At 46.0% G+C, this 18,927-nt stretch carries 11 protein-coding genes; all 11 read left to right on the top strand.

The features are described from left to right. The first annotated feature begins 29 nt into the window (after nt 1-29). The 11 genes from AB6735_RS17095 to AB6735_RS17045 all read left to right on the top strand — a co-directional run bounded on the left by AB6735_RS17095 (nt 30) and on the right by AB6735_RS17045 (nt 18,920). Nucleotides 30-3,128, top strand: a complete 3,099-nt coding sequence (locus AB6735_RS17095; protein WP_370997028.1) for a DUF6298 domain-containing protein — start codon at nt 30-32, stop codon at nt 3,126-3,128. A 191-nt stretch (nt 3,129-3,319) separates the two neighbouring features. Then, the gene (locus AB6735_RS17090; protein ID WP_370997027.1) at nt 3,320-4,705 is read left to right on the top strand and encodes a glycoside hydrolase family 140 protein; all 1,386 of its coding nucleotides are present in this window, start codon (nt 3,320-3,322) and stop codon (nt 4,703-4,705) included. Beyond that, the gene (locus AB6735_RS17085; RefSeq protein ID WP_370997026.1) at nt 4,706-5,656 is read left to right on the top strand and encodes a glycoside hydrolase family 43 protein; all 951 of its coding nucleotides are present in this window, start codon (nt 4,706-4,708) and stop codon (nt 5,654-5,656) included. Continuing rightward, nucleotides 5,649-7,484, top strand: a complete 1,836-nt coding sequence (locus tag AB6735_RS17080; RefSeq protein WP_090463461.1) for a six-hairpin glycosidase — start codon at nt 5,649-5,651, stop codon at nt 7,482-7,484. The genes AB6735_RS17085 and AB6735_RS17080 overlap by 8 nt, the downstream gene beginning before the upstream one ends. Before the next feature lie 29 nt (nt 7,485-7,513). Continuing rightward, on the top strand, nt 7,514-8,941 hold the full coding sequence (locus AB6735_RS17075) for a sialate O-acetylesterase (protein ID WP_370997025.1): 1,428 nt from the start codon (nt 7,514-7,516) through the stop codon (nt 8,939-8,941). Nucleotides 8,942-8,949: 8 nt separating this feature from the next. Continuing rightward, entirely contained in the window at nt 8,950-11,736 is a 2,787-nt protein-coding gene (locus AB6735_RS17070; protein ID WP_370997024.1) for a glycoside hydrolase family 2 protein, read from the top strand. A 3-nt stretch (nt 11,737-11,739) separates the two neighbouring features. Next, nucleotides 11,740-14,496, top strand: coding sequence for a family 78 glycoside hydrolase catalytic domain (locus tag AB6735_RS17065; RefSeq protein WP_370997023.1), 2,757 nt, complete (start codon nt 11,740-11,742; stop codon nt 14,494-14,496). 12 nt (nt 14,497-14,508) lie between these two features. Further along, complete coding sequence (locus AB6735_RS17060) at nt 14,509-15,234, top strand: DUF3826 domain-containing protein (protein WP_255366838.1); 726 nt, start codon at nt 14,509-14,511, stop codon at nt 15,232-15,234. A 7-nt stretch (nt 15,235-15,241) separates the two neighbouring features. After that, nucleotides 15,242-16,372 (top strand): exo-alpha-sialidase, encoded by a 1,131-nt coding sequence (locus AB6735_RS17055; protein WP_090465701.1) that lies wholly within the window; start codon nt 15,242-15,244, stop codon nt 16,370-16,372. Between the two features lie 259 nt (nt 16,373-16,631). Then, nucleotides 16,632-18,032 (top strand): S9 family peptidase, encoded by a 1,401-nt coding sequence (locus AB6735_RS17050; protein WP_090465704.1) that lies wholly within the window; start codon nt 16,632-16,634, stop codon nt 18,030-18,032. Between the two features lie 3 nt (nt 18,033-18,035). After that, nucleotides 18,036-18,920, top strand: coding sequence for a sugar phosphate isomerase/epimerase family protein (locus tag AB6735_RS17045; RefSeq protein ID WP_370997022.1), 885 nt, complete (start codon nt 18,036-18,038; stop codon nt 18,918-18,920). Nucleotides 18,921-18,927 lie beyond the last annotated feature (7 nt).

The following is an 18,927-nucleotide window of genomic DNA, read 5'->3' as shown; positions in this document are numbered from 1 at the left end:
ATTTTTTGGTTGGTTTAATGACTGGGGGGATGCTTTTGCATACCCCCTTATTTGCGCAGGATAAAAAGAAAGCTCCTAAACCGCAACCGCCTGTAGCTGCCGACAAAAACGGCAAACTGGTTTACACAGTCGCTCCCAACGGCGACCGCATTCCCGATTATTCGTACTGTGGGTATATGGCTTCCGAAAAACCGGTCCCATTTGTGCCTGTAAAAGTTGTAGTGCCCCTAAAGGCCGGTGACGGTACATTGAGGATCCAGGCTGCCTTAGACTACGTGGCCGGTTTGCCTGCCGATAAAGATGGTTTCCGCGGAGCAGTATTGCTCAATAAAGGCGTGTACCAGGTAAACGGCAGTCTTAAAATTAAGGCTTCGGGCGTTGTTTTACGGGGAAGCGGGATGGCTGCCAATGGTACTGTATTATTTGCAGCCGGAACCGACAGGGAAACTTTTATTCATATTACCGGAAAAAGTGACCGGCAAACATCTAAAGAAATTAAAATTACCGATACTTATGTGCCGGTAAATGCCAATACCCTGCACATTGCCGATGGCGCAGGTATTAAAACCGGCGACATGGTTTTGATCCACCGCCCAAGTACGCAGGCATGGATCAATACAATAAAAACTGACCATTTTGGAGGTGACTTGACCGCTTTAGCCTGGAAACCCGGCGAGCGTGATATTTACTGGGATAGGAAAGTGGTTGCGGTTGATGGCAACGCGGTAACCCTTGATGCTCCTTTAACAACAGCTTTAGATTCGGCTTATGGAGGCGGCTTAATAGCTTCTTATCAATGGCCTGGCAGGATTGCACAAGTTGGTGTCGAAAATATAAAACTACAGTCGGCATATAATACAGCTAATGCTAAAGACGAGGCCCACCGTTGGGTGGCCATCACCATGGAAAACGTGAGTGATGCCTGGGTACGCCAGGTAACATTTGAACATTTTGCAGGTTCGGCAGTATTTGTTGCACCAACAGGTAACCGCATCACGGTTGAGGATTGTAAGTCACTTGCACCGGTTTCTGAAATAGGTGGGCAGCGCCGCAACACGTTTTTAACCATGGGCGGGCAAAACCTTTTTCAGCGCTTATATTCTGAGCAGGGCTTTCATGATTTTGCTACCGGATATTGTGCGCCGGGACCAAATGCTTTTGTACAATGTATGTCGGCAGGCTCGCTAAGCTTTAGCGGAGGTATCGATAGCTGGGCATCTGGTGTTTTATTTGATATTGCCAATATAGATGGGCAACCGTTAAGTTATATGAACCGGGGGCAGGACGGACAAGGCGCCGGATGGAGCGCCGCTAATAGTTTGTTTTGGAATTGTACTGCCGCCCGTGTTGATTGCTATCAACCTCCAACCGCTCAAAACTGGGCTTTTGGCACCTGGGCACAATTTGCCGGTGATGGATACTGGAGTACATCAAACAGCACCATAAGCCCAAGAAGTTTTTACTACACGCAATTAGCTAACCGACTGAATAAAGACGTAACTAAACAGGCCGGGATCTTGTATCCGGCTACCGAACCATCAAGCAGCCCGACGGTTGAACAGGCTGCTGAGCTGATGGCCGCTGCCCGGAAATCTGCGGTAACTATCAGCAACTGGATAGATCAGGCACCTAAAAGAAATTCGATTAATACTTCATCTGCAAATGCAAAAATTATTGATGAAATAGGATACAAAACTGCTGCAACTGCTGCGTTAGCTCCCAAAATGGTTGTTACCAACGGCTGGTTAACCCGTGGTAATGTGGTATTAACAGGCAGGCATTTTGAAACCCCATGGTGGAGCGGCACCGTTCATCCTGATTATACCGAAAAGGAAGCCAAACCGGCCATCACCCGCTGGGTACCCGGCCAAACCGGTACAGGTTTAACTGATGACCTGAACGCTGTAACTGATTGGATGCGGAAAGATAATGTCGTAGTTTTTGAGCATAATTACGGTTTATGGTATGACCGCCGCCGCGATGATCACGAGCGCATCCGCAGGATGGATGGCGATGTTTGGGCCCCGTTTTATGAACTACCCTTCGCGCGCAGCGGAAAGGAACTGGCTTACGACGGCTTAAGCAAATACGACCTTACAAAATATAATACCTGGTACTGGAGCCGCTTGAAACAATTTGCTGATCTCGCCGATCAGAAAGGCCTGGTGTTGGTTCATCAAAACTATTTTCAGCATAATATTATTGAGGCTGGCGCGCATTATACCGACTTTCCGTGGCGCACAGCAAACAATATTAACGGCACCGGTTTCCCCGAGCCTGTACCTTACGCCGGTGACAAGCGCCAGTTTATGGCCGAGCAGTTTTATGACGAAAACGATCCATCAAGGCGCAAGCTTCACATTGCGTACATCAATAAATGTATGGACAACTTTGCCGGTAACACCGGGGTGATCCAGCAAATCGGGGCGGAATTTACCGGTCCGCTGCATTTTATGAAGTTTTGGGTTGAAACTATTAAGCAATGGGAAGCAACGCATAAAAAGAAACAATTTATTGGCTTAAGCGCTACCAAGGATGTACAGGACGCCATCCTTGCCGATCCGGCAACTGCTTCGGTTATCAACGTGATCGACATCCGTTATTGGTATTACCAGGCCAACGGAACGGCTTATGCACCCATTGGTGGCCAAAGCCTGGCACCACGCCAGCAAGCCCGGATCTTTAAACCCAAGGCTGCATCATTTGAACAGGTTTACCGGGCGGTACATGAGTATCGCACTAAATATCCTGATAAAGCGGTATTGTTTTCTGCCGATGATTATGACCGTTTCGGCTGGGCGGTATTTATGGCTGGGGGATCATTACCCGTGCTGCCTGCAGGTACCAATAAAGCTTTCCTAACTGATGCAAGCGGTATGAAACCCATTGCGTTGCCCGGTTCGCCAAAAGACCAATGGGGGCTGGCATCGTCAAAAGGATATATTATTTACAGCAATAGCGGTGAGATCCATCTTGATCTATCAGCTGGTATCAGTTACAAAGCACAATGGATCGATCCAAAAACCGGCGAACTCTTGCGTGGTGAAGAAACGATAACAGGTGCCGCTAACACAGAAATTAACGGACAGGGGAACGGGGTTGCTATTTTGTGGTTGAGACGTAATTAAATGATTTGAAAAAATACATAAAAGAATAAAAAAGCGGGCATAGGGCAGTGCGATTCCCCTCTTGAGAGGGGCGGAGGGTTGTGTTTATTAAAGCGATAATAAACCGCGGATCAAACACACCCCTGCCATCACTCAACCCAACGCGCCCCCTTCAAGAGGAGAACTTTAAAAAATGCTATCGTTACTATATTATGCTTAAAAAAGCCATCATATTAATTGCCATTGCCTGTTTGTTTTTTGCATTTAAAAGCAATGAAACAACTATGCCGCCTTTAAGCATATCCACCAACCATCGCTACTTTATGGCCGGCGATAAGCCTTTTTTCTGGTTAGGCGATACCGGCTGGCTGCTATTCTCTAAATTAAAAAGGGAAGAAGCCGAACAATACCTTGATACTCGCGCCAAGCAGGGCTTTAATGTGATCCAGGTGATGGTGGTGCATAGCATCAAGGAAACCAATGCCTATGGCGATTCGGCCCTGAACAATAAAAATATAGCTCAACCTAAAATAACTCCCGGCAACACTTTCGGTAAGGGAAGGGCGTATGATTACTGGGACCATATCGACTGGATCATTACCAAGGCTGCCGAAAAAGGTTTGTACGTGGCGCTCGTACCCGTTTGGGGATCGGTTGTAAAAGAGAACCACATTGGTGCTGAAAAAGCGAAAGTGTATGCCGGATTTTTAGCCAAAAGATACCGTGAACGATCAAATGTGATCTGGATGAATGGCGGTGATATTGCCGGTTCAGATTCAGGGAAAACCTGGAATTCTATTGGTAATACTTTGCATGATTTGGACGGCTCGCATCTCATTACCTACCACCCGCGGGGACGAACACAATCATCAAAATGGTTTCATAACGAAAGCTGGTTAGATTTCAATTGCTTTCAGTCCGGCCATCGTACTTATGTACAGGATACTTCAAAAAAAGATTTAAAATACGGTGAAGACAACTGGCGCTATGTGGAAACGGATTACAATCTATCACCCGTAAAACCAACGCTTGATGCCGAGCCATCGTACGAAAAAATCCCTTACGGATTACATGATATCAAACTACCCCGCTGGACGGCTGCGGATGTAAGGCGCTATGGCTACTGGTCGGTTTTTGCCGGGGCCTGTGGTTATACTTATGGCGATAATGACGTGATGCAAATGCACAAACCAACAGATAAAGGCAGCGCATATGGCTCGAAAGGCTATTGGTATAATTCGGTTAACGATCCCGGTGCAAAACAGATGGATTACCTGAAAAAGCTGATGCTTTCGCGCCCGTATCTTGATCGTATACCGGATCAGTCATTAATTGCCGGTAATAACGGCGAAAAGTATAACAGGCTCATCGCTACCCGTGGCACAAACTACGCCTTTTTATATACCTATACTGGCAGGGAAATCAATGTAAATACGGATAAACTGGAAGGTACAAAGCTCAAAGCTTCCTGGTTTAATCCCCGTAACGGACAAATTACAGCTATCGGCACATTCGCGAAAGCCAAAACAATCAAATTTAAACCGCCCGGCAAAATATCAAACGGTAACGACTGGGTGCTCATTATTGATGCGATATAAGTGAACAGGACAATTAAACATATCAGCTTATTATTAGCTCTTGCATTGATGTTTTCATGCAGGGCAAGTAAAAGCGTGTACCTTTTTACATCGTTTCATGAGCCGGCCAATGAAGGTTTGCGCTTTTTGTATAGCTATGACGCTTATCACTGGAACGCTATAGACCACATCTTTATTAAACCTGAAGTTGGCGATGCCAGGATCATGCGCGATCCTTCCATCGTGCAGGGGCCCAATGGTACATATTATCTGGTATGGACGACTGGCTGGAAAAACGATAAAGGCATCGGTTATGCCAGTTCAAAGGATTTGATACACTGGTCGGCACAACAACATATTGAGGTAATGGCCAATGAACCTACCGCGGTGAATGCATGGGCACCGGAGTTGTTTTATGATGACGAGAACAAATATTTCATTATTGTTTGGGCCTCAACTGTTCCATTTAGGTTTCCAAAAGGACAGGAGGATGAGAATAATAACCATCGCCTTTACTACGCTACTACCAAAGATTTTAAAACGTTTAGTCCCTCAAAGCTTTTCCTTGATCCGGGCTTTAGTGTAATTGATGCGGAGATCGTAAAGCGGGCAAAAGATGATTATGCGCTGGTTATGAAGGATAACACAAGGCCCAATCGTAACATCTTGGTAGCATTTAGCAACAATCCTTTAGGGCCTTACAGCAATTATACACCAAGATTTACGGAACCATACAGCGAAGGCCCGAGCATGACTAAGGCGGGTAACAGTTGGCTTATTTATTACGATTCGTACCGCTTAAAAAGATATGGTGCTATGCGCACAACCGACTTTAAAACTTTTATAGATCTGGCCGATAGCGTAAGCGTACCGGTAGGGCACAAGCATGGTACCATATTTAAAGTCACCAAAAAACAGCTGGGGCAGCTTTTACAGGCAGCCGGGCAAACTAAGGAAGCTAAACATGAATAAGTTTATTATCATATTGTTTTTTATATCGATGGCCGGGATTGCCAAGGCACAGGATATCGTGCATTACAGCGGTAATACGGTTGCCAATGTCGATTATCATCATGGGCAACTGACGCCGGTAATTGGTGTGCATAGTAAGCAGATCTTCCGGGCCAACCGGAAGCATCCTGAACTGGCCGACGGTTATGGCTTTACCTATAACCATGCCCCCATGCTGGCTTACTGGAATAATACATTTTATGTTGAATACCTGAGCGATAAGGTAGGCGAAAGCGTGCCGCCAGGCCAAACCCTGCTCATAACCTCGAAGGATGGCGAAACATGGTCGAAACCCACGGTGGTTTTTCCTCAATATAAAATCCCTGATGGTACTACTAAAGAAGGGTATCCCGGAGTGGCTAAAGATCTGTATTCGGTGATGCACCAGCGCATGGGCTATTATACTTCCAAGTCAAAACGCTTGTTGGTGTTGGGCTTTTATGGTATTTGTTTAGACGGTCATGACGATCCGAACGATGGCTTAGGCATAGGCCGCGTGGTGCGCGAAGTTTTGCCGAACGGCAAATTCGGGCCGATATATTTTATCCATTATAACCCTAAATGGAACGAAAAGAATACCTCATTTCCTTTTTATAAAACCAGTAAGGACAAAGGTTTTGTACAGGCCTGTGATGAGCTGATGGCCAATCCGCTGATGATGATGCAGTGGGTAGAAGAAACGAATAAGAAAGACCCTCTGATCCCGCTGCATAAAGATTATAAAGCATTTAACTTTTATCACCTGCCCGATGGCCGGGTTGTTGGCTTATGGAAATATGCCCTTACTGCTATCAGTACCGATAACGGTAAAACATGGCCTACCAACGCTTCCCGCGCGCCGCGTTTTGTAAATGCCAACGCCAAGATCTGGGGGCAGCGCACATCTGATGGTAAATATGTTACCGTGTACAATCCATCGGAATTCCGTTGGCCGCTGGCATTATCGGTTAGTAAGGATGGATTGGATTATACCAACCTTTTGCTGGTTAACGGCGAGATCACCACCATGCGTTATGGCGGGGCTTATAAATCATACGGTCCGCAATATGTGCGTGGTATTGAGGAAGGGAACGGTACCCCGCCCGATGGCAAGCTTTGGGTAACCTATAGCATGAACAAGGAGGATATCTGGGTATCATCGATCCCGGTACCGATCACCGAAAAGGCGGATGCACATGCCAATGAAGTTTTTAACCAACTGCCGGCCGGCAAAGAACTGGAAAAATGGAATACCTATAGCCCGCAATGGGCACCTGCGGATATCGACAAAACACCAGACGGAGAACGTGCTTTGACATTAAAAGACAGCGACCCTTTTGATTTTGCCAAAGCCGAGCGGGTAGTACCTGTTTCAAAAAAATTAATGACCGATTTCACCATCACAGCCGGGCAAAACAACACCGGTATGCTGGATATTGAATTTCAGGATGAGAAAGGTACTGCTGCTATCAGGCTTACGCTTGATTCTGCCGGGCAATTCAGGACAAAGGCCGGGTACCGTAACAAAAACTTCATGAAATATGAGGGAGATACCCAGTTCCATGTAGTGATAAAGCTGAATACAGATACCCGCTTTTACACTGTGAATGTAAATGGTAAGGATGTACTTACCGGGCTGTTTTTTGCCCCGGTGCTGAGCGTAAACCGGGTTGTATTCCGTACCGGGGATATCAGAAGGTTTCCGGATGCCGATACGCCTACCGATCAGGACTATGATCGTCCAAACGCCGGCGAAACCGCGAAGCAAGCAGTTTTCTATATCAAGTCATTTAAAACAAGTAATTACTAATAATGCCGCGCCTGATAAAATATTGTTGGTTGACGATCTGTCTGCTCAGCTCCGGGATTGCCGGGGCGCAGGTGGTTTTGCCTAAAATATTGGGCAACAATATGGTATTGCAGCGTAATGCCCCCGTACCCGTTTGGGGTACCGCGTCGCCCGGCGAAAAGGTGACTGTAAAGTTCAATAAACAGAGCAAAACAACCACAGCCGATGCATCTGGCAAATGGATAGTGAAACTTGATCCAATGCCGGCATCTGTCAAGCCCGCAACGCTGGTTATATCAGGTACAAACACGATTAAGCTCGAAAATATTTTAGTAGGAGAGGTATGGCTTTGCTCCGGTCAATCGAATATGCAGTATGAAATGCGCAAGAACAGCAAAGTGAAAAAGCCGGATACCAGTACGGAAAATTCCCCGGTTGATGAGTTGGAACGCGCGCATAACCCGCAGATCAGGATTTTCCTCACTACGCAGAAAAACTTGATTAAGCCTGATTCTATCCATTCTGGTTGGAGTGTTGCCGAGGATTCGGCTTTGAGAGCGTTTTCGGCGGCGGGGTATTTCTTTGCTAAAAACCTGCAGTATGATTTGAAAGTACCGGTGGGTATTATTTCATCGGCAGTGAGCGGAAGCCGGATAGAGCCATGGGTATCGCGGGAGGGTTTTGATGCTATCCCATATTTCAAAGCAAACAATATTAAGATCGATGGCGATCCAGGTAAATTCTATACTAAAATGATTGAACCGCTTGCCCCGTTTGCACTTAAAGGTTTTTTATGGTACCAGGGCGAAAGCAACTGCTTTTTAGGCGAAACCATCAGCTATACTTACAAAATGGAAGCGCTCATCAACAATTGGCGCAAATTATGGGGCGATAAAACACTGCCGTTTTACTACGTGCAGATAGCGCCCTATTACTATACCCAGGGTAAGGGACCGGTAACGTATACACCGTTCACTGAGCCGGAATTTCGCGAAGCACAGGCCGCCGCCTTGCAGGTTCCGCATACAGGTATGATCATCACTACCGACCTGAACGATGACCTTAAAAATATCCACCCGCCTTTTAAATGGGAGGTAGGCCGGAGGCTGGAATTACAGGCATTGGCCAATACCTATAAACACCCTGTAGTTTTTTCAGGGCCGGTGTATAAAAGCATGAAGATAAGCCGCAACAAGATCATTCTGGAATTTGATCACATAGGTGCCGGACTAACAAGCCATGATGGTAAACCGCTTACCGATTTTACCATTGCCGGTGCCGATGGAAATTTTGTTGCGGCCAACGCTACAATAAAAGACAATACGGTTGAAGTATCTGCCGGATCGATTACCAAACCCGTAGCCGTGCGTTTTGCCTGGTCGGAATCTGCACAGCCCAATTTTTATAATAAGGATGGTTTGCCTGCTGCATCCTTCCGCACGGATAACCCTTTGAAGTTTACCTTAACTGCTAACTGAATATACTAATGAGATCTGCCTGTTTTAAAATATGGATTATTTTGCTGTTTGTGATAAGCGGGATAGCAGCCCGTGCCCAGGAAACACAAAAGCTGTTCCTGTCGGGCACCGGCAGCGATCATACCGTAAACTGGCAGTTTTACTGTACCGGGGGCAATAACGCCGGCAAATGGACTACCATCCCCGTGCCATCAAATTGGGAGTTTCAAGGCTTTGGCAAATACAATTATGGACTTGCGAAGGATAGTGTAAAGGGTAAAGAGCAAGGCCTTTATAAATACGGGTTTAATGTGCCTGCATCATGGCAGGGCAAAGCCATCAATATTGTTTTTGATGGCTCTATGACCGATACTGAGGTGAAATTAAACGGCAAATCGGCAGGGCCAGTTCACCAGGGCGCATTTTACCGTTTTAAGTATGATGTAAGCGCTTTGCTCAATTACGGTAAACCGAACTTGCTGGAGGTAACGGTATCTAAACATTCTGCCAACGCATCGGTGAACGCGGCCGAGCGCAAGGGTGATTTCTGGATCTTTGGCGGTATTTTCAGGCCGGTATTTTTGGAAGCATCGCCAAAATCTCACATCAGCTACTATGCTGTTGATGCTAAAGCTAATGGTAATATAAAGGCGCAACTCAGACTGGTTTCTGTAAAATCGGGCTCGGTAACAGGGCAAGTTTATACACAGGCAGGGCAAAAGTTCGGCGCTCCGTTTTTTGTGAAGGTTAATGCTGGTGACACCGTTGCTTATATCAGTATGCATCTTGCTTCGCCTAAATTATGGTCGCCGGAGTTTCCTAACCTGTATAATGTGGTATTTACGCTGAATGAGAATGGCAAAGCTGTTCATACAGTAAAACAGCGCATCGGTTTCCGTACGGTTGAACTTAGGGCGCACGACGGCATTTACGTAAACAACGCGAAGATTAAATTTAAAGGCGTAAACCGCCATTCATTCTGGCCGACAACAGGCAGGGCGCTCAATAAAAAGATCAGCATTGAAGATGTACAGCTGATGAAGGATATGAACATGAACGCCGTACGCATGTCGCATTATCCGCCCGATGATCATTTCCTGGATGTGTGCGACTCTTTAGGCCTTTTTGTGTTAGACGAACTCACTGGCTGGCACCACGCTTATGATGACGTAGTTGGTTCAAAGTTGACAAAGGAACTTATCGAAAAAGATATTAATCACCCTTCCATTGTGGTGTGGGATAATGGTAACGAAGGCGGTTTTAACTTTAACCTCGATCATTGGTTTGATGAGTTGGATATTCAGAAACGGCCGCTGGTCCACCCATGGGGCATCTTCCGGGGAACAAATACACAGCATTATATCAATTATGACTACGGTACCAATACCGGCATCAACGGTCATGACATATTTTTCCCAACCGAATTTTTACATGGCCTGTACGACGGCGGTGCTGGTGCTGGTTTAGATGATTTCTGGAAACAGATGTGGCATACGCCAATTTCGGCAGGTGGATTTATATGGGATTTTGCTGATGAAGCTGTGGTTCGCACCGATAAGAACGGCGAACTCGACAGCGACGGCGATCACGGCCCCGATGGAATCATCGGCCCGTATCATGAAAAAGAGGGAAGTTACTACGCCATCAAAGAGATCTGGAGTCCAGTTTATCTTGAACCTCGGGAGATAACGCCAGCTTTCAATGCCGCGCTTCGCTTAGAGAACAGATATTCTTACACCAACCTCAAACAATGCACATTCAGTTATAAACTGGCTACGCCCAATGGTGCCAGTTCAAAAACTAAAACCGGTAGCATCGCTTCGCCGGATGTTGCACCGCGGCAGTATGGGAACCTGCAATTACAACTACCCAAAGGCTGGCAAAATTTTGATATACTGTATATCTCTGCATTTGATGTAAACAAGCATGAACTGTTTACATGGAGTTTTCCGATAAGCAGTCATGATCAAATCACCAACCGTATCATTAGCAAAACAGGAGGAAACAAAGCGCTGATCAGCGAAACCGATTCGCTGTATAATGTGAGAACCGGCAATGGTATAGAGCTGGCTTTTAACCGCAATTCGGGCATATTGGTTAGTGTAAAAAATGCCAAAGGCGATATCCCTTTTAACAACGGGCCAATATTAGTTGAAGGGCAGGATCAAACAGGTTTTCAAAAACTCACTTATCATTACGATGGGGATAACCTAATAGTTGAAGCAGTATTCCCACCTAAAAAATCCGAGCCTTTATTAAAGTGGACGATCTACCCATCGGGCTGGGTGCAGCTTGTTGTTAAATACTGGCCTATTGGCGAGGAAGCCACCCTGATGGGTGTCAATTTTTCTTTCCCCGAAAAAGAGATCAAAGGTGTTACTTATATGGGCGATGGCCCTTACCGGGTATGGAAAAACCGGATGAAAGGTACTTCGCTGGGCGTTTGGGATAAAACTTACAACAATACCATAACCGGGCAAGGCAAGGTCGTTTACCCCGAATTTAAAGGCTATTACTCCAACCTCTACTGGATGAAACTGCAAACCACCGGGCAGCCGGTAACCATTGTTTGCAATAGCAGGGATGTGTTCATGAGGTTGTTTAACCCAGCCAATCCTAAAAATGTGTACAACACTGCCCCGCTTTTTCCTTCGGGCGATATCTCGTTTATGCACGGTATAACCCCGATAGGAACCAAATCGCAAAAGCCTGAAAAACTTGGGCCTGGGGGCCAAAAGAACCAATATTTTAATTACGATAGGAATATAGAAGATGCGCTCACGCTCAACCTGTATTTTGATTTTTCGGGTAAATAATAAATGAAAAGGATATTCACATATCTCATTTTGGCTGCTGCGGTTATTGTAAACTGCCCCGGCAATTGCTATGCGGATAGCCGCATCGGTTTACAAAACCTGCGCTGTGAAATGCTGAACAATCCTTTAGGCATCGGCACAATAAAGCCTCGCTTAAGCTGGCAGATCACAAGTGATGCTCGTAACACAAACCAGGTAGCCTATCAAATCCTGGTAGCTTCAACTCCCGAAAAGTTAACAGCAGGGCGGGGTGACCTGTGGGATTCGCATAAAGTGAGTTCTGATGCATCTGTTATGGTTAACTACTCGGGTAAGGCGTTAGATAGCCGTGCAGCGTGTTACTGGAAAGTTAGGGTGTGGACTAACAATGGTGCAACGGCCTGGAGCAAACCGGCAAAATGGAGTGTAGGCCTTTTAAACCCCACCGACTGGAAAGCCAAATGGATAGGCTGCGACCGCGGTTTTGCCTGGGATAGCGTATCGAAGTTTTCCCGTCTTTCGGCGCGGTATTACCGTTGCCAGTTTGATTTGAAGCCGGGCATTAAAAAAGCTACGGCTTATATAGTTGGTCTTGGCCATTACGAATTATATGTGAACGGTCAACTCATTGGTGACCAGGTCCTGGCCCAGGCCCCTACGGATTATACCCAATCTGTCAAGTACAACACGTTTGATGTTACAGATCACTTGAAAAAAGGTGACAATGCCATCGGAACGGTATTGGGCAATGGCCGCTATTTTACCATGCGCCCAAAATACAAGCCTAAAAAGATCAAGGAGTTTGGTTTTCCAAAAATGTTGCTGCAACTGGAGGTAGAATATAATGATGGTACAAAGCAAACCATCATAAGCGATAACAACTGGAAATTCACTGCCGATGGCCCTATCCGTACCAATAACGAGTATGATGGCGAGGAATACGATGCCACCAAAGAATTTCCGGGATGGAGCAAGCCAGGCTTTGATGACAGCCAATGGCTTAAGGCCGAATTAGTACAGGCACCCGGCGGCAAGCTTGATGCGCAGATGAACGAGCCCATCAGGGTAATGGATACCATCAAACCCATCGGCATCAATCAATTGAAAAAAGATGTATGGATCCTGGATCTGGGGCAAAACATGGCCGGTTGGCTTCAAATGCGGGTGAAAGGGAACAGGGGCGATAAAGTAACCCTTCGATATGCCGAAACCGTGCAGCCTAACAATGAGCTTTATGTAGCCAATCTGCGCGACGCCAAAGTAACCGATGTGTATACGCTGAAAGGTGGAGCAGAAGAGATCTGGCACCCCGTATTTGTGTATCACGGATTCCGGTATGTGGAGATCAGCGGTTATCCCGGTAAGCCCGAATTAAATGATTTTGAGGGACATGTTGTTTACGATGCCTTGCCGACCATCGGCCATTTCGAAACATCCAACGATATCGTCAACAAGATTTATCATAATGCTTATTGGGGAATATTGAGCAACTATAAAGGTATGCCGGTTGATTGCCCGCAGCGTAACGAACGGATGCCATGGCTGGGCGACCGTGCTGTTGGTTCGCTGGGCGAAAGTTTTGTGTTCGCCAACGATAATTTCTATGCCAAATGGCTGGATGATATCGCGCAATCGCAGAAGCCGGACGGCGCTATACCGGACGTAGCCCCGGCCTACTGGAATTATTACAGCGATAACATGACCTGGCCTGGCACTTATATTTTGGTGGCCGATATGCTTTACCGGCAGTTTGCGGATAAAGCGCCTATCGAAAAGAACTATGCCTCCATGAAAAAGTGGATGGATTACATGCGGTTTAAATACATGAAAAACAACATTGTCACCAAAGATAAATATGGCGACTGGTGCGTACCTCCTGAATCTCCGGAGCTGATCCATGCCAAAGATTCTTCGCTTAACACCGATGGGCAACTGATCGCGACAGCTTACTATTACAATCTTTCGGGCCTGATGGAAAAGTTTGCCCGTATGCTGCACAAACCTGCTGATGCGCAGTTTTTCGCCACAATAAAACAGAATATCGGTAAAGCATTTAATGATAAATACTTTGATAAAACCACGTCAAAATACAGCAATAATACAGTTACGGCCAATCTGCTGCCGATGTATTTCGGGATCACTCCAACTGCCAATAAACAAGCTGTATTTAAAAATATAGTAGCAAAAATAAATGACGCTCATGACCATATCAGCACGGGCGTTATTGGCACCCAATGGCTCATGCGGGGGCTTACCGAATTTGGTCGCCCTGACCTGGCCTGGAGGATAGCCTCCAATACAACTTACCCGAGCTGGGGTTATATGGCCAACAGGGGCGCAACCACTATTTGGGAATTGTGGAACGGTGATACCGCTAACCCGGCTATGAACTCCCGTAACCACATTATGCTGCTGGGCGATCTGATTGCCTGGTTTTACCAGGACATAGCCGGTATAAAAACAGTTAATGCCGGTTTTAAGCAATTGGTTATGCAGCCCGCAATTACTGGCGAATTGGATAGTGTTAATGCCTCGTACCAAACGCCTTATGGCCTTGTGCGCAGTAATTATACCAGCACCAAAAAAAGTTTTAACTGGCATGTCACTGTGCCGCCAAATAGTTCGGCCCGGGTTTATGTGCCTGCAAAAAATATAAGTGAAGTAACCGAGGGCGGGGCTAAAATATTAGGGATAAAAGAAATTAAGCCCCTGAAGATGGAAAATGGCCGTGCCATTTTGAGCATAGGTTCAGGTGATTATGATTTTGAAGCTAAGTATTAAAGAAACATCGATATGAAAAAATTAAATATTGCGGGTATTATGCTGATTGCATTGCTTTCGCTTTCAAGCACTGTTAATGCTCAGGAACAGCAGGCGGCCAAATCAATTCCAACGCCGGAGACCCAGGCCAAAGCCGATGCCGAAGTTGATAAAAAAGCTACCGATTGGGTTGCCTCCTTGTCCCTTACCGATACAGCAAAGACTATCCGTGTAAAAAATGTAATAGCAACCCACCTTAAGGCAATCCGCGATTGGAACAACAACCATTCATATGAAATGGTTCCCGCAGGTATTGACCCTGCAACGGGCAAGATGCTGAGCACAATGGACAGGCAGATCATCATCAATTCGTCCCTGCCGAAATCTGTTCACGAAAACCTGATGGCCGGTTTACGTGCCGATTTAACCGAAGAGCAGGTGGAAAATGTGCTTGATAAATATACCATCGGTAAGGTGGCTTTTACTTTGGCCGGCTACAAATCCATAATACCTGATCTGACGACTGTTGAAGAGGCAACCATTCTCGCTAACCTGAAACAGGCCCGCGAACAGGCCGTGGATTTTAAAAATATCAAACAGGTATCGGCCATATTCGAAATCTACAAAACCAAAAACGAACAATACCTCAACAGCAACGGCCGTAACTGGCACAAGCTATATGGCGATTACACCAAGGCCATCATTGCAAAAAAGGCTGCTGATAAAGCGGCAAAAGATAAAGCTGTCACTCAAAAATAATAATACGATGCTAAAAAAGATCTTGTTTATCAGTATCGGGGCTTGCCTATTCATAGCTAATGCATTTGCCCAAAATCCATGGCGCAAGGGCATTATCAAAGATGAGTTTATTTATGAGAAAGCACCTTACCCGGAATGCCACGCGGCAACCATCGCCGAAACACCAAACGGCCTTGTAGCCTCATGGTTCGGAGGCACTAAGGAGCGCAACCCCGATGTATGTATCTGGGTGAGCCGTTTTGTTAATGGCATATGGACGGAAGGTATTAATGTTGCCAACGGCATCCAAAACGATACCTTACGCTATGCCTGCTGGAACCCGGTACTATATCAGGTACCCAAAGGTGAATTACAGCTTTATTATAAAATAGGCCCAAGTCCGGCAAAATGGAAGGGTTTTATAAAAACATCCAAAGACGGCGGCATTAGCTGGTCGGAGCAGAAAGCTTTGCCAGAAGGCTTTTTAGGGCCGATCAAAAACAAACCTGTGTTATTGAAAGATGGCACATTGCTGAGCCCGGTAAGCACGGAAGGTAAAGCATGGCAGGTACATTTTGAAGCCACTAAAGACTTCGGCAAAAACTGGACGATGATAGGCCCGATCAGTGACGGTAAAGACATGAAAGCCATACAGCCGAGTATTTTAACTTATAAAGATGGCAGGTTGCAGGCGCTTTGCCGCAGCCAGAACAGGGCTATTCTCAGCACATGGTCTAAAGATAATGGACAAACATGGTCTGCTTTGGAGAAAACTTCATTGCCAAATAATAACTCCGGTACAGATGCGGTGACATTAAAAGACGGTCGGCAGCTATTGGTTTACAACCATGTTTTGCCGCCGGGAAATCTGGCCAAAGGTGCCCGTACACCGCTTAATGTGGCTGTTTCCAAAGATGGTGTTACGTGGTATGCGGCGTTGATTTTGGAGGATTCGCCTATCAGCCAGTATTCTTATCCATCGGTTATCCAAACTTCGGATGGTATGGTACATGTGGTTTATACCTGGCGCCGGCAAAAGATAAAGCATGTGGTTATTGACCCTTCAAAGTTGGAGCTGAAAGAAATAAAAGATGGTATTTGGCCTAAGGTGGAGGGTTATACACTTCCGGTGGCCAGTGGTGAAACTAAGGATTTGTAAGGTGGAGAAAATGGCAGCAAGTTGAACGGGGTATCATACTGATGCCCTCGAAGCATGGTGGGCAGACCTTTACGCGCGACCCTCTGACAGGCAGGCTAAGGCTTACGAAGTTTTTAAAACATCGTAAGTCGGGACTTTATTTGATTGATTGTTTAAATGTATAGACGCATTACATGCGTCTCCCGTGAGCAAATTAATTGTAAAGCCACTTGTCCTAAAGGAGACGCATGTGATGCGTCTACACAAAAAAAATAAAGCGATGAAAAAACTAATCTACATACAACTAACCTGCCTCACAACAATGTGTTTCACTGCCCATGCGCAGCAAACAACAGACGCCATGTACAGGAAAACCCTGAAAGATGTGCTTAATGAGGTACAGGAAAAATACCACGTAAAGATCAAATATACCCCTGCGCAGGTAAATGATAAATGGGTTAACTATGCCCAGTGGCGTTTCAGGGCCAATGTAGATACCACGCTGGCCAATATCCTTACTCCGCTCGATTTAAAAGTGAATAAGGAAGCCCTAGGCAGGTACAAACTGAAGGAATATGAATACTTCCGCTGGTCGGTAAGCGATGGCTGGAAGGAGCTTGACAGAATAGCCGCCCAATACCACGACCGGGATAGCTGGGAACAACGTAAAGCGATACTGAAACCCCAATTGTATAAAGCTTTGGAACTATCGCTCTTGCCTGCTAAACCTGCTTCAAAACCCATCATCACACCTAAACGGATCTATGACGGTTACACGGTTGAGAATATCGCTATCGAAATTTTGCCTGGGTTGTACATCAACGGCTCTCTTTATAAACCATCCAAAATAAAAGGAAAGATCCCGGTGATCTTAAGTCCTGATGGGCATTGGGAACACCAGCGTTACCGCGCCGATTGCCAGATCCGTTGTGCCTCGCTGGCGCGGATGGGGGCTATGGCTTATAGCTATGACCTTTTTGCCTGGGGCGAATCCCTGCTGCAATTTAAGGATGAAGATCATCGTCGCAGCCTGGCACAAACTATCCAGGCACTTGGCGCTATCCGGATCCTGGATTATGTGCTATCGCTTAAGGAAACCGATCCTGAACGGGTGGCAATTAGCGGAGGCTCGGGCGGTGGAAGCCATACCGTGTTAATGACTGCCATGGATGACCGGATCAAACTAAGTGCTCCTGTTGTATCGGTATCATCTTATTTTTATGGGGGATGCCCTTGCGAAAGCGGGATGCCAATTCACCAATGCGGCAACGGGACTGATAATGTAGAAATAGCTGCCATGGCTGCACCGCGCCCGCAATTACTGATCTCCGACGGGCAAGACTGGACAGCCAATATGCCCGAACATGATTTTCCTTACCTCCAAAAAATGTACGGCTATTACGGTGCTGCCAATAAAGTAGAAAATGTACATCTGCCCAATGAAGGCCATGATTTTGGTCCTTCAAAAAGAGCGGCGTTGTACGCCTTTATAGCCAAAAACTTTCATCTCGACATTAATAAAATTAAAGATAGTAAAGGTGGTTTCGATGATGGAAAGGTCACCATTGAAAAAGAACCCGCTATGTATGTATTTGGTGATAAAGGCGAAAAACTCCCATCGAATGCTATAAAGGGATTTGAGCAATTGGAAAAAGTATTTGGACAGGCAACAAAAAAATAAACTATGAAAAACAGATTGATCCCGGGGTTGTGGATAGGATTAATGATGTGTGCTTTTGGCCCACCGTCGGTTGCACAAACGGAATCAAAGCAACGCTATAAAGTAGCGGTCGTTGATCTGATGATCCTTAAACGGCAAAAGTTAGGGGCGTTTCAGCTGGTTAAAGATATCGGTGCGGATGGCGTTGAGGTAGATATGGGTGGTCTTGGCGACCGCGAAACTTTTGATAACCAACTGGCCAATGATTCCATTAAAAAAGTATTCCAGAAAAAGGCAAAAGAGCTGGATTTGGAGATCCCTTCCATGGGCATGACCGGCTTTTTCGCTCAGTCATTTGCCGAGCGGCCAACAGCGATTAAGGCGGTTACTGATTGCATCAACACTATGAAACAAATGGGCGTTAAGGTTGGCTTTTTGCCGATGGGCGTAAAGGGCGATTTAGTGAAATTTCCTGAATTGCGGCCCGCTATTGTTGCCCGCTTAAAGGAGGTCGGCAAAATAGCCGAAAAGGCGGGTGTTGTAATAGGCATTGAAACCGCGCTGGATGCCAAAGGCGAATTACAGCTACTCAAAGATGTAGGCTCATTAGCTATTAAAAGCTATTTCAATTTTGAAAATGCTATCAGGAACGGTCGCGATTTGAGCAGCGAGCTTAAGGTGTTGGGCAAAAATAATATCGTTCAGATCCATTGCACTAATGATGATGGTGTTTGGCTGCAAAATGATCCAAAAATAAATATGGAGCAAGTAAAGGCTACTTTGGATAAAATGGGCTGGACGGGCTGGCTGGTTATCGAACGCTCACGCGACGCCAAAGACCCGCGCAATGTAAAGTGGAATTTCAGCGCCAATACCACATATGTAAAGTCAATATTTCAAACTAACTAAACCATAA

Source organism: Mucilaginibacter sp. RCC_168 (genome assembly GCF_041355315.1).
In the GTDB taxonomy this organism is placed as follows: domain Bacteria; phylum Bacteroidota; class Bacteroidia; order Sphingobacteriales; family Sphingobacteriaceae; genus Mucilaginibacter.
This window is presented reverse-complemented; position numbering and strand designations above follow the sequence as displayed.